General features: G+C 33.8%; 12 protein-coding genes. 6 read left to right on the plus strand and 6 right to left on the minus strand.

Translation table 11 applies throughout. From position 1 onward, the window contains the following. The first annotated feature begins 2 nt into the window (after positions 1 to 2). The 6 genes from ccoN (at position 3) to ACFX5E_RS07815 (ending at position 6,022) form a co-directional block, all read left to right on the plus strand. Positions 3 to 2,192 carry a cytochrome-c oxidase, cbb3-type subunit I gene (gene ccoN, locus ACFX5E_RS07790; RefSeq protein ID WP_379854627.1) on the plus strand — a complete coding sequence of 730 codons (2,190 nt, stop codon included), beginning with the start codon at positions 3 to 5 and terminating at the stop codon, positions 2,190 to 2,192. 5 nt (positions 2,193 to 2,197) lie between these two features. Further along, positions 2,198 to 2,377 carry a cbb3-type cytochrome oxidase subunit 3 gene (locus tag ACFX5E_RS07795; protein WP_379854628.1) on the plus strand — a complete coding sequence of 60 codons (180 nt, stop codon included), beginning with the start codon at positions 2,198 to 2,200 and terminating at the stop codon, positions 2,375 to 2,377. A gap of 18 nt (positions 2,378 to 2,395) precedes the next feature. Beyond that, complete coding sequence (locus ACFX5E_RS07800; protein WP_379854629.1) at positions 2,396 to 3,286, plus strand: cbb3-type cytochrome c oxidase N-terminal domain-containing protein; 891 nt, start codon at positions 2,396 to 2,398, stop codon at positions 3,284 to 3,286. Positions 3,287 to 3,340: 54 nt separating this feature from the next. Beyond that, complete coding sequence (gene ccoG / locus ACFX5E_RS07805) at positions 3,341 to 4,759, plus strand: cytochrome c oxidase accessory protein CcoG (protein WP_379854630.1); 1,419 nt, start codon at positions 3,341 to 3,343, stop codon at positions 4,757 to 4,759. A 39-nt stretch (positions 4,760 to 4,798) separates the two neighbouring features. After that, positions 4,799 to 5,248 (plus strand): FixH family protein, encoded by a 450-nt coding sequence (locus ACFX5E_RS07810; protein WP_379854631.1) that lies wholly within the window; start codon positions 4,799 to 4,801, stop codon positions 5,246 to 5,248. Positions 5,249 to 5,320: 72 nt separating this feature from the next. Then, a complete protein-coding gene (locus ACFX5E_RS07815; protein WP_379854632.1) occupies positions 5,321 to 6,022 on the plus strand; it encodes a sulfite exporter TauE/SafE family protein in 702 nt (233 codons plus the stop codon). 113 nt (positions 6,023 to 6,135) lie between these two features. On the opposite strand, the gene hemN is transcribed toward ACFX5E_RS07815, so the two are convergent. The 6 genes from hemN to ACFX5E_RS07845 all read right to left on the minus strand — a co-directional run bounded on the left by hemN (position 6,136) and on the right by ACFX5E_RS07845 (position 15,255). Then, the gene (gene hemN, locus ACFX5E_RS07820) at positions 6,136 to 7,500 is read right to left on the minus strand and encodes an oxygen-independent coproporphyrinogen III oxidase (RefSeq protein WP_379854633.1); all 1,365 of its coding nucleotides are present in this window, start codon (positions 7,498 to 7,500) and stop codon (positions 6,136 to 6,138) included. Positions 7,501 to 7,645: 145 nt separating this feature from the next. Continuing rightward, positions 7,646 to 9,670, minus strand: a complete 2,025-nt coding sequence (locus ACFX5E_RS07825) for a DUF349 domain-containing protein (RefSeq protein WP_379854634.1) — start codon at positions 9,668 to 9,670, stop codon at positions 7,646 to 7,648. Between the two features lie 340 nt (positions 9,671 to 10,010). Next, positions 10,011 to 10,760 carry a shikimate dehydrogenase family protein gene (locus ACFX5E_RS07830; protein ID WP_379854635.1) on the minus strand — a complete coding sequence of 250 codons (750 nt, stop codon included), beginning with the start codon at positions 10,758 to 10,760 and terminating at the stop codon, positions 10,011 to 10,013. Beyond that, positions 10,760 to 12,157, minus strand: a complete 1,398-nt coding sequence (locus ACFX5E_RS07835) for a tetratricopeptide repeat protein (protein ID WP_379854636.1) — start codon at positions 12,155 to 12,157, stop codon at positions 10,760 to 10,762. The genes ACFX5E_RS07830 and ACFX5E_RS07835 overlap by 1 nt, the downstream gene beginning before the upstream one ends. A gap of 218 nt (positions 12,158 to 12,375) precedes the next feature. After that, positions 12,376 to 13,566, minus strand: a complete 1,191-nt coding sequence (locus ACFX5E_RS07840; protein WP_379854637.1) for an aspartate aminotransferase family protein — start codon at positions 13,564 to 13,566, stop codon at positions 12,376 to 12,378. A 93-nt stretch (positions 13,567 to 13,659) separates the two neighbouring features. Next, positions 13,660 to 15,255: an OstA-like protein gene (locus ACFX5E_RS07845; protein ID WP_379854680.1), complete on the minus strand. Its 1,596-nt coding sequence runs from the start codon at positions 15,253 to 15,255 to the stop codon at positions 13,660 to 13,662. Positions 15,256 to 15,257: the final 2 nt, after the last annotated feature.

The following is a 15,257-nucleotide window of genomic DNA, read 5'->3' on the forward strand; positions in this document are numbered from 1 at the left end:
TTATGGAAATGCAGCAGTTTTATTATGATAACAAAATTGTAAAGAAATTCATTTACGCTACCATCCTTTTTGGTGTAGTTGGAATGTTGGTTGGTCTTACATTGGCCATCATGTTCCTTTTTCCAAATCTAACTGACGGAATTTCGTGGTTAAGTTATGGTAGATTGAGACCTTTACATACGAACGCAGTTATTTTTGCCTTTGTAGGAAATGCTTTTTTTGCAGGAATGTATTATTCGATGCAACGATTGCTTAAGGCAAGAATGTACAGCGATCTTTTAAGTAATATACATTTTTGGGGTTGGCAGTTAATTATTGTTGCCGCAGCAATCACTTTACCGTTGGGTTACAGTACATCAAAAGAATATGCCGAATTAGAATGGCCAATAGATATTGCAATTGCCATAATATGGGTAGTGATGGGTATCAACATGATTGGAACACTTATAAAAAGAAGAGAACGACACTTGTACGTTGCGATCTGGTTTTATTTGGCAACATTTGTTACCATAGCTGTTTTGCATATTTTTAATAATTTAGAATTGCCTGTTTCTGCAATGAAAAGTTATTCTGTTTACGCAGGGGTTCAAGATGCTTTAGTACAATGGTGGTACGGACATAATGCGGTTGCATTTTTCTTAACGACCCCCTTTTTAGGATTAATGTATTATTTTGTTCCTAAAGCGGCTAACCGTCCGGTGTATTCATATAGATTATCAATCGTTCACTTTTGGTCCTTAATATTTATATATATCTGGGCAGGACCACACCATTTATTATATTCTGCCTTGCCTAACTGGGCGCAAAATTTAGGTGTTGCCTTTTCATTAATGTTGATTGCTCCATCTTGGGGTGGTATGATAAACGGGCTTTTAACTTTGAGAGGAGTTTGGGATAAAGTACGTGTAGATCCAGTTTTAAAGTTTTTCGTAGTAGCAATTACAGGTTATGGAATGGCTACTTTTGAAGGTCCAATGTTATCGTTAAAAAATGTTAATGCGATAGCGCATTACACGGATTGGATTATTGCTCACGTTCACGTAGGTGCATTAGCCTGGAATGGATTTATGACTTTTGGTATGATTTACTGGTTAATTCCAAGAATGACTAAAAGCACTTTGTACTCTCTTAAATTGGCTAACTTTCACTTTTGGATTGGAACTTTAGGGATTATTTTATATACAATTCCAATGTATGTTGCAGGGTTTTTGCAAGCTTCTATGTGGAAACAGTTTAACCCAGACGGAACTTTAACTTATGGTAACTTCTTGGAAACAGTGACTCAAATCATGCCGATGTATTGGATGAGAGCTATTGGTGGTACCCTTTATCTGATCGGAATGTTGACATTAGTATACAACATCATTCAAACAATAAGAGCTGGTTCCCCTATAGTAGATGAATTAGCAGAAGCACCAGCACTGTTGAAAATTAGTTCCGGAAGAGTTCAAGGAGAAAAATTTCATCCTTGGTTAGAAAGAAAACCTATTCAATTGACAATTTTAGCAACAGTTGCTATTTTAATTGGAGGAGTTATTCAAATTGTACCGACCCTTATGGTGAAATCGAATATCCCTACAATTGCCAGTGTAAAACCGTATTCTCCATTAGAGTTAGAAGGTCGTGATTTATATATTCGTGAGGGTTGTGTGGGCTGTCACTCTCAATCGGTTCGTCCTTTCCGTAGTGAAGTGGAACGATATGGGCCACAAGCTAAAGCAGGAGAATTTGTTTACGACCATCCGTTTCTTTGGGGATCAAAACGTACAGGTCCGGATTTACAACGAGAAGGTGGAAAATATAATGACAATTGGCATTTCAATCACTTTTGGAATCCTCAAAGTATATCTGCGGGTTCTATTATGCCAGGTTATAAATGGTTGTTTGACAACAAACCAATGGATATTTCTTTAACACAAAAGAAAATGGAAGCTATGGTTACTCTTGGAGTTCCTTACACGGCTGTTCAAGTTGAAAATGGTCTTAAGGATTTAAGAACTCAAGCATTGAAAATTGAAGAGAATTTAAAAAATGATCCTGATTTTGTAAAAAGTTATAATGAAAGTAAGAAAAAAGCAGAAGCAAGAGGAGAGAAATTCGTTCCAATGAATGAGCGAGAAATTATTGCATTAATTGCTTACATTCAAAGACTTGGTACCGATATTAAAGTAAAAGATGTTGCTAAAAACTAAAAGTTATGTTTGAACAAATTAAACACAATATGGAAACTATCGAGGGAGTTTCGATTTATCCAATCTTATCTTTATTAATTTTCTTTATTTTTTTTGTGGGACTTGGCATATGGGTTTTCTCGTATAAAAAAGAGAAGATTAATGAAATGAGTCAAATTCCATTGAACGACAATCAAACAGTATAATTTTTTAAAATTTAGAAAATGAAAAAATTAATTCCAGCATACGTTAGAGTCCCACTTATTTTCTTTGCTGTCTTCGCAGCGATGGAATATTTTATAGACTCTGGTGACAGACCCGCTTTTATAAAATTTCCAATGGTTTCTGTTTTTTTATTGGTGTTTCTTTTTCTTTTGATAGCGATAGAAATTACAATGAACGCTGTTGATAACATCACGTATCATCTTTTAACAGAGGATCAAAAAACCAAATTAGATGAAGTTAATACCTTAAGTTTCAAAGATAGCGAATGGTATAAAAAATTGATGAAAAGTTTGACTAAATCGGAACCAATCGAAAATGAAAGCTTACTATTATTAGATCATGATTATGATGGTATCAAAGAGTTGGATAATAATTTACCGCCGTGGTGGGTTTATTTATTCTATGCAGGTATTATTTTTGGGGTGGTTTATATGGTACGTTATGAGGTATTAGGCGCTGATAACCAAGAAACCGAACTTAAAAAAGAATTGGCTCAAGCCAAAATTGAAGTTGCAGAATATATGAAAACTGCTCCGGATATGATGGATGAAAAAACGGTTACCTTGCTAACGGAACCCGCTGATTTAGCAGCTGGTAAAGAAATTTTCACTACAAATTGTGCAGCCTGTCACAGAGCGGATGCTGGAGGTCAAATTGGACCAAATTTGACCGATGAGCAGTGGATTTTAGGTGGAGGGATTAAAAATATATTCCATACTTTAGTAAACGGAGGGCGTGATGGAAAAGGAATGATTGCATGGAAGGGAACTTTAAAACCGAAAGAAATGCAAAAAGTAGCCAGTTACATTATATCATTAAAGGGTAGTAATCCTGAAGATCCAAAAGCGCCGGAAGGTGAAATATGGGTTGATGAAGCTGAGGCCAAATAAACAAATAAAAGGCCAATTTTACTTTAGTGAAATTGGTCTTTAAATTAAAAAAAAATGTCAAAATTACCGGACGAAGCTTTTAGAGACACCATCGGAACAATTGATGAAGAAGGAAATAGAAAATTTATTTTTCCAAAGAAACCTTCAGGGAAGTTTTATGACTACAGGAAATGGGTGAGTTACTTTTTACTCATTGTACTTGTTGCCAATCCTTTTATAAAAATTAATGGCAATCAATTTATGATGTTCAATATTTTGGAACGCCGATTTAATATTTTTGGATTTCCTTTTTGGCCACAAGATTTCTATCTCTTTGTTCTTTTTATGATTGTTGGCGTTGTTTTCGTAATCCTTTTTACAGTTATTTTTGGTCGAATATTTTGTGGATGGATTTGTCCGCAAACCATATTTCTGGAAATGGTTTTCCGCAGAATTGAATATTGGATAGAAGGGGATCGCGGTGCACAGATTCGCCTAGAAAAACAAGAATGGAATGCGGAGAAAATCAGAAAAAAAGCTTTAAAATGGACAGTGTTTCTAATAATTTCTTTTTTTATCGCCAATGTTTTTCTCGCTTACCTTATCAGCAGCGATAAATTGTTTTTAATGATTGAAGAAGGACCTGCAAATCATGTAAGTACTTTAGTTTCATTATTAATTTTCACAGGAGTTTTCTATTTTATTTTTGCTTGGTTTAGAGAGCAGGTTTGTATTATAGCCTGTCCTTACGGAAGATTGCAGGGTGTTTTATTAGATGATAAATCGATAAATGTTGCCTATGATTTTGTTCGAGGAGAAAAAGAAGTGGGCAGAGCTAAATTCAATAAACAAGAAGATAGAGCCTCATCAGGAAAAGGGGATTGTATTGATTGCAAACAATGTGTAAATGTATGTCCCACAGGAATTGACATTCGTAATGGGGTTCAACTGGAATGTGTGAATTGTACAGCATGTATTGATGAATGTGATACCATTATGAACAGTGTTGGATTGCCAAAAGGATTAATTCGTTATGCTTCTGAAGACGAGATTCAGAAAAAAGCGAAGTTCAAATTCACGCCAAGAATGAAAGGCTATTCGGCCATATTACTTATTTTGACAGGGATCTTATTAGGATTATTGTTTTTGAGAACGGATGTAGAAGCAAGTATTTTACGTTTACCGGGTCAATTATTTCAACATAAAGGAGATAATATCAGTAATATTTATACTTTTAAGATTATCAACAAAACCAACGATGATTTTAATGACATTCATTTCAAATTAGTTGGAATAAATGGAACTTTAAAAGTAGTTGGAAAACAATATCTAAAAGTACCAAAACAGGGTATGAACGGAGGATCTTTATTTATTGAAATCAATCAGAATTTATTAGATAGCGATAAGACCAAATTAAAAATTGAAGTTTTCAATGGTAACCAAAAAATTGAGACTAGCACAACTAGTTTTTTAAGCCCGAGAAGCTTTGATTAATACCATCGGTTTTGAGCTTTAAATATAAAAATAAAAGACATGAAAATTAATTGGGGAACAGGAATTGTAATTGCATTTGCATTATTTATGACCTTCATTTTATACTTTGTTTTCAAAGTTCAGTCGGATTCAAAATATGACAATGAGTTGGTTGTAGAGGAATATTACAAACATGATGTTCATTTTGGTGATGAAATGGCGCGAATTCAAAATGCTCATGATTTGGCTCAAAAGCCAATAATTACAAATACTTCGGAAGGAATTACAATTGTTTTTCCAGATGTTTTTGTTCCAAAAAAAGTAAAAGGAAATGTGTCCCTTTATAGACCGTCTAACAAAAAATTAGATTTTGAAGTTCCAATTTCATTGTCTAATTCTACTTTGCTCATACCTAAAAAAAGTCTGGTAGGCGGTCAATGGGACATTAATATGGAATGGCAATATGAAGGAAAATCATATTTAACCAAAGAAACAATCTATATCAATTAGTTTTAAAATCAAAGACTTAAAGTCCATCGTTGGGCTTTGAGAATTTTGACTTTATGACATTATACTTAAACAATGCTTTACACGGCTTTCATCTTCGGTTTAATCAGTAGTTTGCACTGCATAGGAATGTGCGGTCCAATTGCTATGATGTTACCTGTGGATAGAAACAATCCAGCGAAAAAAGCTATTCAAATTTTCACGTATCATTTAGGAAGAGTATCGGCTTATGCTACTATTGGTTTAGTTTTTGGCTTATTAGGCAAAGGTTTTTTTCTGGCTGGCTTACAACAAAAATTATCTATATTCATTGGAATCGCAATGATTTTAGTGATTTTAATACCGGAGAGAGCTTTTGCAAAATACAATTTTTCAAGACCCGTTTTTAATTTAATCTCCAAAATTAAAACAAAGTTGGGAAATCAGTTTAAAAATAAAAGTTATAAATCACTATTTACAATAGGTTTACTCAATGGATTTTTGCCTTGCGGAATGGTTTATGTCGCATTATTCGGTGCAATTGCAATGCAAAGTGCTGGTTTTGGTGTTTTATATATGGTGTTATTTGGATTAGGCACGGTTCCATTAATGAGCAGTGTAGTATATTTAAATTCATTTTTGACGATTCGCATCCGAAGTAAAATTCAAAAAGCAATTCCGTATGTTGCCGTTATAATTGGTGTGTTGTTTATTTTAAGGGGTTTAGGATTAGGAATTCCCTATGTTTCTCCGTCAAATATGAGTTTGTTTGTACAACAAAATCCCAATTGTCATTAGAAAGTTTTCCTATCCTAATTCCAAGAGAATTATTTTTTTTACAAAATAAATAACTTTAATCTTAAATAAGAAAACACGCCTTAAAGCGTGTTTTTATCATTTTTATCAGATCATTAAATTGTCATGGAGAACAGTTCAGTTTCTGGAGCTTTTCGTTTTAAGCGCAGGTCAAATGCCATGCATATATTTCTTACGCAGGATTTTCCTGCATCAGTAACCTGAATCATATTGTCTTTAATGATGACAAGTCCATCTTTTTCCATTTCCTTCAACTGAATTAAAACTTCCGGTATCTCTTCAAAATAAGCTTCATCATTTTCCCAGGAAGTTTCAAATTGGCACATTAAATTAAGAATATGTTTTCTAATAATCAGATCTTCATCGGTTAATAAGTGTCCTCTGTAAACGGGTAATTTATCCCATTCTAAAATTTGGTAATAGTCCTCCAGATTCTTTACATTTTGAGCAAAACTAAGCCAACTGTCACTTATTGAAGAAACGCCTAAACCAATCATCAGTTTAGTTTTTGAGGAACTGTATCCCATGAAATTGCGATGTAGTTTGGCATTTTGAAAGGCTTTGTATAAACTGTCAGTTTCCAATGCGAAATGATCCATACCTATTTCATGATATCCATTTTCGTATAATAATTTTTTGCCTGTTTCGTATAGCATTCTCTTTTTATCGTCTATTGGGATGTCTTCATCATTAAAACCGCGCTGTCCATTACCTTTTATCCAAGGAACATGGGCGTAACTGTAAAACGCCAATCTATCGGGTTGTAATGATTTTGTTTTTTCAATGGTATCGATAATATCTTCTACTTCCTGAAATGGTAATCCAAAAATGATATCATGACCAATTGAAGTATATCCAATTTCTCTTGCCCAGAAGGTAACTTTCGCCACATTGTGAAAAGGCTGTTCTCTATGAATTGCTTTTTGCACTTTTTCGGAGTAATCCTGAACGCCAAAACTTACTCTTCTGAAACCTAAATCATAGAGTTTTTGTAAATGTTCATGGGTTGTATTATTGGGATGGCCCTCAAAACTAAATTCATAATCGGTAGCTTTATTGGCATGACTTAAAATCCCATTAATCAAATCCTCTAAATTCTTTGGAGAAAAAAAAGTAGGTGTTCCTCCTCCTAAATGTATTTCCTTTATTGTTGGTTTTTCGGCAAGAATTTTACAATAGATAGTCCATTCTTTCATAACAGCGTCTATATATGGATTTTCTACGGTATGATTTTTTGTGATACGTTTGTTGCAACCGCAAAAAGTACATAAGCTTTCGCAAAAAGGCAAGTGAATATATAGGCTTATTCCTTCTGAAGTATTGCTGGCTGCAAATGAATTTTTTAAAGTTTTAGTCCAAATTTCATTTGAAAAATCAGTTTCATCCCAGTAAGGAACTGTTGGATAGCTGGTGTATCTAGGACCCGGAACATTATACTTTTGAATTAGAGAATTTTTCATGGGAATGACATTTATCATCTGTCAAAAGTAATGCTACTGTTAATTATTTAAAATGATATTTATCATATCAGTAAATTTTTTCCATAAAAAAACCTCGAAGTAGAATTTAAATCGAGGTCTAATTGTTTTAACTTTTTTTGAAACTTTATTCTTGTTTCAAATTTCTAATTTGTTTCAGTTTTTCTTTCCAAACATCTAAAGTCTCTTTGTGTATAGCAATGTTTTTACGAACTTCTAAAACTATTGAATTTTCTTTTTTAGCATTTCTGGTATTGGTAAAAAACTGAATGTTATTTTCCAATTGAAAAATTTCATTCTTAACTTCTTCAATTTTACGCATTAAGAAAATCTTTTCATTATCTAATTTTCTGGTATCGTTACTTTCTGATAAATGATCCATTCTATTAGAGAAACGTAACATTTCAGTGTCTTTTTTACTCAAACTCAATTTTTCGAAAAGTGCGTCTAGGATTTTATTAAATTTTCCTTCGATATGTCTTCTAGGAAAAGGAACTTTTCCGAAGTTTTTCCAGGTTTCAATATGTAATTTGATAGCGTCTAAATCGGTTTTATGGTCTCCTGTCAATTCATATTCGCGCAACGTTTCCAAGTAGGCTTTCTTATTATTGAAAGCTTCCACTTCTTCAACGTTTTCCTCATTTTTCTGCTCTTTTAGTTTTTCAAAATAGTGATTGCAGGCATCTTTAAACTCTATCCAGATTTTATCAGAATATTTTCTAGGAACATGTCCAATTTGTTTCCACTCCTCTTGAATTTGCTTCATGATTGGAGTAGTGACAGCAAAATCAAGACTTTCCTGAAATTCTTTAGCTTTGGCAACTAGAGCTATTTTTTTACTTAGATTATCAGTTTGATCTTTCTTAATATCTTTATAAAATGCATTTTTAAAAGTATTAAAATTTCTGACAGCAGTTTTAAAACTAGACCAGGTTTGCTCATTTACATCAGAAGGTACTTTTCCTGCAGAGAAGAAGGCGGAACGTAACGCCTCTACTTTTTCAATTTGAGACAACCATTGTGAATGAGCATTTACTTTCTCGGTTGCTAAAACTTCAATTTTTAAAATAATTTCTTTTTTCTTCTCTAGGTTCTCTACTTCAGTTCCTCTTAATTTTTCAAACAGAACTTCGCGTTTATCGTGCATTTTTTTTGTCAAGTCGCTAAACTTGTTCCAAATTTCATCTCGATGTTCTCTAGAAACCGGTCCAATATCTTCTTTCCAAATTCTATGTAAATCTTGTAATTCGCGAAAAGCTTTGTTTACATCAGCTTCATTCACCAGTTCTTCAACTCGAATAATAATTTTTTGTTTTTGTTCTAAATTATGTTTAAAATCTAAATCTCGTGCCTCTCTGTCTAAATGTAAATAATCATAAAAATTTTCTACATGGAAGTGAAAATTATTCCAAACGTGATTGTACTTGTCTTTTGGGATTGGACCTGCATTTTTCCATCTTTCTCTTAAATCATTAAAATGTTTTAAGGTGTCTTTGATGTTTTCTTGCGGGTTGATTAACTCTTTTAGTTCCTCAACAATTGATAAACGATTTTCTAAATTAGTTTTTAGATTCGTTTGTAAACTTTTGAAATGAGTATTTTTTGCTTCTCTAAAAATAGAGTAGTATTTATCAAAATTGCTTTTTAGTGGAGAGTGATATTGAAATTCTTCATTTGGATCTTGATTTTCAGCAAGAAACTCTTCTTTTTTCTCTTCTAAAAGATGGTTGTATTTTGCTAAGAATGATTTTTTGATCTCTTCAATATGATCTTTAGCAGATAGCACTTTCTCATTGCTTACCAGATTTTTTAATTCATCTACCAATGATTCTAAAGATAGCGTATCATAATCTTGCATGGGAATATCATGACGGTCTTTTAGAGTCTCGTCCTCACTTTCTTCTGCGTTTGTATCAGCGATGGCGTTTAACGCCGTTTGGTTATCGGTTTTTGAAGCAGTGTCAGTATTTGGCAACTCTTCTTCTGAAGGAATTACAACATTATCTTCTGCAGGCACATCAATTGGTTCAGCTAATGGTTTTGTCTCCAATACTTCTGTTTCGGATTGATTTGATTCAGCTGAATCATGTGCTAAATTTCCATCTGTCTCATTTTCGTGACGGGACAGGTTATCATTCATTTCTTCTAACATTTTTTCAATGTTTAAGGTTTTTATTTTTTTCGAATCCGAAAGATAGTGAAAGCTATACTAATTTACAAAATAAATCCGTCCATTATCAATTATTTTTGATGAAAATCACTGATTTAATTTCTTTCTGAATTATATGAAATATGCTTATTAAAGGTAATTTTTCCGTTTTTTGGATGAAAATGTTTATATGACAACGAACTAAAAGGTTTTAATTAACTTAGTGTTTATTTCCTTTAAAATAAAAAACCACAACCCAAAAAATTGTAGTTTGTAGGTTTGCTAGGCTCTATTTTACTTAGAATAAAATTAGTAAAGCGATTTAATTTTACGGGATTTATTACTATTTATTCCAAACTGCCCAAGCTTTCTCTGCTTGAAAAATTAACATGTCCAAACCATTTTTGATTCGTGCTCCACGGGCTTTCGCATTTTTAAGAAATTGGGTCTCTTCTGGATTGTATATCAAGTCAAAAGCAATATGTTTCTCTGTAAAATATTCGTAGGGAATTGATGGAAAAGCATCAATATTAGGGCTTGTGCCTACTGGTGTAGAGTTAATTATTATTTGGTAATTGTCAAATGTAGTGGCATTGATTCTATTGTACTCTATAGCATTTTCTTTGGCTTCTCTGGAAACAAAAGTGTATAAGATACCCAATTCATCTAAGGCATACGCCACTCCTTTTGAAGCGCCTCCTGTTCCTAAAATCAAGGCTTTTTTATGGTGTGGTTGCAATAAGGGTTCCAATGATTTCTTAAAACCATAATAATCGGTATTGTAGCCTTTCAGTTTTCCTTTTTTGGTGATTTTTATCGTATTTACAGCTCCAATTAATTCGGCTTTTTTTGAAAGTTTATCCAAAAAAGGAATAACTGTTTCTTTATAAGGAATAGTAACATTCAAACCTTTTAAGTTGGGCGTATTTTTTATTATCTCAGGGAAAGCAGTTATTTCGGGAATATCAAAATTCTCGTACGTGCAACCTTCAAAGTTTTCGCTGTTGAATTTATCTGTAAAATACCCTTTAGAAAAGGAATAATGAATATTTCTTCCCAGTAAACCAAAACGTTTTCTTACTACTTCAATCATTACAATTTTTTATGTTTTGCGATATAATTTTGCACCATTTTTTTTGTCCAAACCACTGGGAATAAATCTTCAATAATAATATAATTATCAAAGTTTAATCTCATGGCGTTACTTAAATGAAATTTCGCTTTGGTGTTGTCCTGAATCATAAAGTACAGTCCTGCCAAACGATATTCGATTTCATTTTCTTCCGGGAAATATTCAGAAGCTTGCAATAAGGTCTGTATGGCACTTTCGAATTCCCCTAAAAATTGAAGAATATCAACCCAGAACAACCAAGTGTCTAATTGATAATCACCAAATTCTACAGCTTTTCTATATCCAAATTCAGCTTCCTCAAAGAAGTTTAATTGTTTGTTTATAGAAGCAAATCTTTTCCAGTATAATCTATTTTGATTGTCAATAGCTAATGCTTTGTTGACATAAAAAAGTGCCTTCTGATAGTTTTTTTGGCGAACATAGAAATCAGTAATGGCAATCCAACCTTTGTCTAAAAGTGGATCTTCATGGACTGTTTTGTTGAAATATTTTAATGCTAAAGCTTTGTTGCCTAATTTTTCATGACATTTTCCTATTCGGAGTAAAGCATAGGAAGTGGCATCGTCTAATTCGATGGTTCTTTCGTAACTTTCGATCGCTTCGGCATATTTTTTTAATCGTTCGTACGCTTTGGCTTTTTCCATGAATGCGCCAAGGAATTCATCATCAATTAAGGTGGCGTAGTCAAAAGCACGGATTGCATTTTCATATTCTTTCACGCCATAATGTAAACGGCCGAGTTGATGCCAGGCAATTTCGCTGTATGGATTTTTGTCAATGTATTTTGTCAAATAGTTTATAGCTTCTTGATTTTGATCTAAAAATTCAAAACAATACACAACATTATATAAGGCGGATTGATCATCAAAATCTTCCTCAAGGCATTTAATAAAACTTTCTTTGGCCAGTTCGAGATTGTCCATGAAAAGGTATTCCATGCCTATTAAGTTATAGACATCGGCGTAATCATCCGTGAATTTTAAAGCAATTTTTAATTGCTCAACTGCTTTCTCGTGTTGGTCTCTTTTAGAGCAAATGTTTGCTTTCTGAATATAAATTTCTTCATTGGTCGGTTCGATGGCATACAACTCATTTAATAGCTTTTCGGCTATTTCAAGTTTGTCATCATATACAAGCATTTCTACCTGAACTAATTTTAGTCCTGTCGATTTCGGGTGCTGATCCAATGCTAGTTTTAGTGCTTTTTTTGCCAAGGCGGCCTTACCCATATCGATATAATGAAGAATAATTTCTTCAAATTCTTCGGAGTCAAAAAAGAGAACTTTGTTGGTTTTCAACATGGACTCAAATTTGGACAGGGATAAGTTATAGTCTTCTTCTTCGTTGCTTAATTGCATACTGTGTGTTTTTAATTTGGCCTAAATAAATTTAGGTAATCGTACTCTTAATGTGAGGGAAAGTTAGAATTGTTGTGAACAATTTAATTAACAAAAATAGCTTTGGTTTAAACGGATGCCATAGCCCTGATATTAGTGTAAATCCTTTTACTTTTTTTATTTTAAAAAAGTAAAAGATTGCAACGGATAGCAGGAAATAGCTCCCAATTGCTATATTTTTAAATATTCTTGTTTAAAATTTCATTCATTACTTCAAGTATTATACCACAACCTTCTCGTATTTCTTCGTCAGAAATGGTAAGAGGAGGTGTTATTCTTATGGCACATTCTTCAAATAATAACCAAAATAAAATGAGTCCTTTGTCTTGACATTTGAGAATCACTTCATTTGTTACATCGGCACTTTTTGTCATCGCGGCCAACATTAATCCTTTTCCTCGTACATCTACTATCAAAGGATGTACCAAAAGTGAACGGAAAAGGTTTTCTTTCTCCAACGCTTCGGCCATGAGATTGGTCTCAGTAATTTCCTGCAAAGTAGCCAAACAGGCTGACGCAATGACAGGGTGACCACCAAAAGTCGTGATATGTCCCAGTTTTGGATCATGACTCAACAAATCCATCATGACTGATGAAGCAGTAAAAGCGCCAACAGGCATGCCTCCGCCCATTCCTTTTCCCATAACGATAATATCTGGTACGACATCATAATTTTGGAATCCGAAGAGTTTTCCTGTTCTTCCAAAACCCGGTTGGATTTCGTCCAGAATCATCATCGCACCAACTTCGGTACAACGTTGACGCACTTTTTTAAGGAAATCATTATGTGGCTGAATAAATCCCGCACCACCTTGAATGGTTTCCAGAATTATTCCTGCGGTTTTGGTCGTTATTTTTTGTAAATCTTCTTCGTTATTAAAGGTAATGAAATCTACATCCGGTATCAGCGGACGAAAAATGCGTTTGCGTTCTTCAAATCCCATTACGCTCAGGGAACCCATTGTATTCCCATGATAGGCATTGTGACAGGAAATCAATTGGCTTCTTCCCGTGGTTCGTCTGGCGAGTTTTAAGGCGCCTTCAATGGCTTCCGTCCCTGAATTGACCAAATAGGTTTTGTCTAAAGGTGTCGGCAGGAGTGAGGCTAATAATTTGCAATATTGGACTGCGGGACTTTGGGAATATTCTCCATAGACCATGACGTGCGAGTATTTGTCCAACTGATCTTTAATCGCTTTGTTTACTCGTGGATGCTGATGTCCCAACGCGCAAGCGGAAACTCCCGCCACAAAATCCAAATATTTTTTATTATTGGTGTCGTAAATATAAGAACCTACAGCATGCGAAACTTCCATACCCAATGGATAAGGGGACGTTTGTGCTTGGTATTTTAAGAAATCGGTATTCACGGTTATTTGTTTAATCGTTTATTTTTTGTGAACTGCTATCTGAAACCTGCTATTATCAGCTTGAGACTGAAAACTGCGACTGAACACTGCAAACTATTTTTTGCCTTTCTTTTTATCGTAATTCAAAGTTTCTTTTCGAATTTTCATTGGAACGTCTTTTTTAGCTTCGTCGGCCTTAGTAGCTTTGGTTATTTTATCGTTGTCTTGATTTTCCTCGGGTGGAAATATATCATCTTTTGATTTGATCCTTTCCTCGCCACGCCAGACTAGTCCTCTTAACTTTCTGGCATTTTCAGGCAAATCTTTTTCAGGATAAATATCTCCGTCGACTTGTTTGAAAAAAGTTATGCTTTCAATGGCATTTTTTTCTAAAATAAGGTTGATTTTACTGCTGACATTCTTATTGATACCAATGAGTTCCTTGGCATCATTGCGCATATAATAAATGACTTCTGTGTTTTTTACGATATCAACATCATGCAGTTTTCCTTCTTCGAATTTTCCATAAAGATTTTGCCCTTTTACCTGATTATAACCCGTTCCCAATGTGTCTTTGGAGACTAGAAACGTATTATTGAGTACTTTAAGGGAGTCTAGTTTTTGGGTGTTATTATTTCCAATAAGATGCATGATATCCCCTGTAATTTGGCTTTCTCCATTCCAAAGTATTGGGTTTCCTATCATTTTTGTCAGGGCAGTTTTTGAACTCGAATGTATCGAATCACATTTACCACTCATGTCTGTTTTAAAAAAACGTACATTATTAAAAGCACGGATAACGCGATTGCCTTCCTTGCCCGTTACCATCAATTTTTTTCCATGAATATAAACCGAATCATTTTCGACAAAATTTATTGCCACGGCTCTTTTCGTTACAAAAACTGAATCCTTTTTTTTATATAATTCGGCGTAATGCCCTTTAATAATTCCCCGATTAATGGAATCGGTTATTTTTACATTCCGTGTTGCCGATGCAAATTCCCTGTTTCGGTCATAATACAAGCTATCGCCTCTAATCACCCGATCATCGTATTTGATATAGGATTTTTTTACAAAATGGGCCAAGTTTTTTTTAGTATCATAAAATCCTTTTTCAGTGTAAATATAATTGGCTTTACTGGTGATGGTGGAAGGTCCAAAAAGATAAGAGTGACCAGAATTACTGTAATAATCCAAATGATTGGATTTTATCACATACGTTGGATTGGTAATCGTAACGGCAGTCAGGAATTGAAACTTTTTTTGAGCAACATAATATCTCCCTGATTTACTGCTTAAAGTATTCTCTTTATTGGTAATTGTACCTTGCGTATTGTAATATACTTCTTGAGTATTCCTGTTGAAGTTGATAGTATCTGTAGCCAATGTAGCATCTGGAGAACTCATAACTGCATTTCCTGTTGCAAACGCCTGTTTTACATTACCATTGTATTCCGCATATCTGCTATTTAAAAATAAGGTGTCCCCTTGTACGATTTGTACATTTCCAAATGCTTTTATGTAATTTTCTTTTTGAAAGTAATATGCTTTATTGCAAGTCAGAACCACGCCGTCATGATTGACACGAACATTTCCAGTAAGCAAAAAAGCATCGGGAATTTCTACTTGATTTACATCTGCAAAATCAGAATGTTCAACAATGATTTTTTTTGGGGCTTGAGCCAAAACTAAATTTGTACCAAGCACCATTA

Origin of the sequence: Flavobacterium xylosi, from assembly GCF_042787345.1 — a bacterium.
GTDB lineage: Bacteria > Bacteroidota > Bacteroidia > Flavobacteriales > Flavobacteriaceae > Flavobacterium > Flavobacterium xylosi.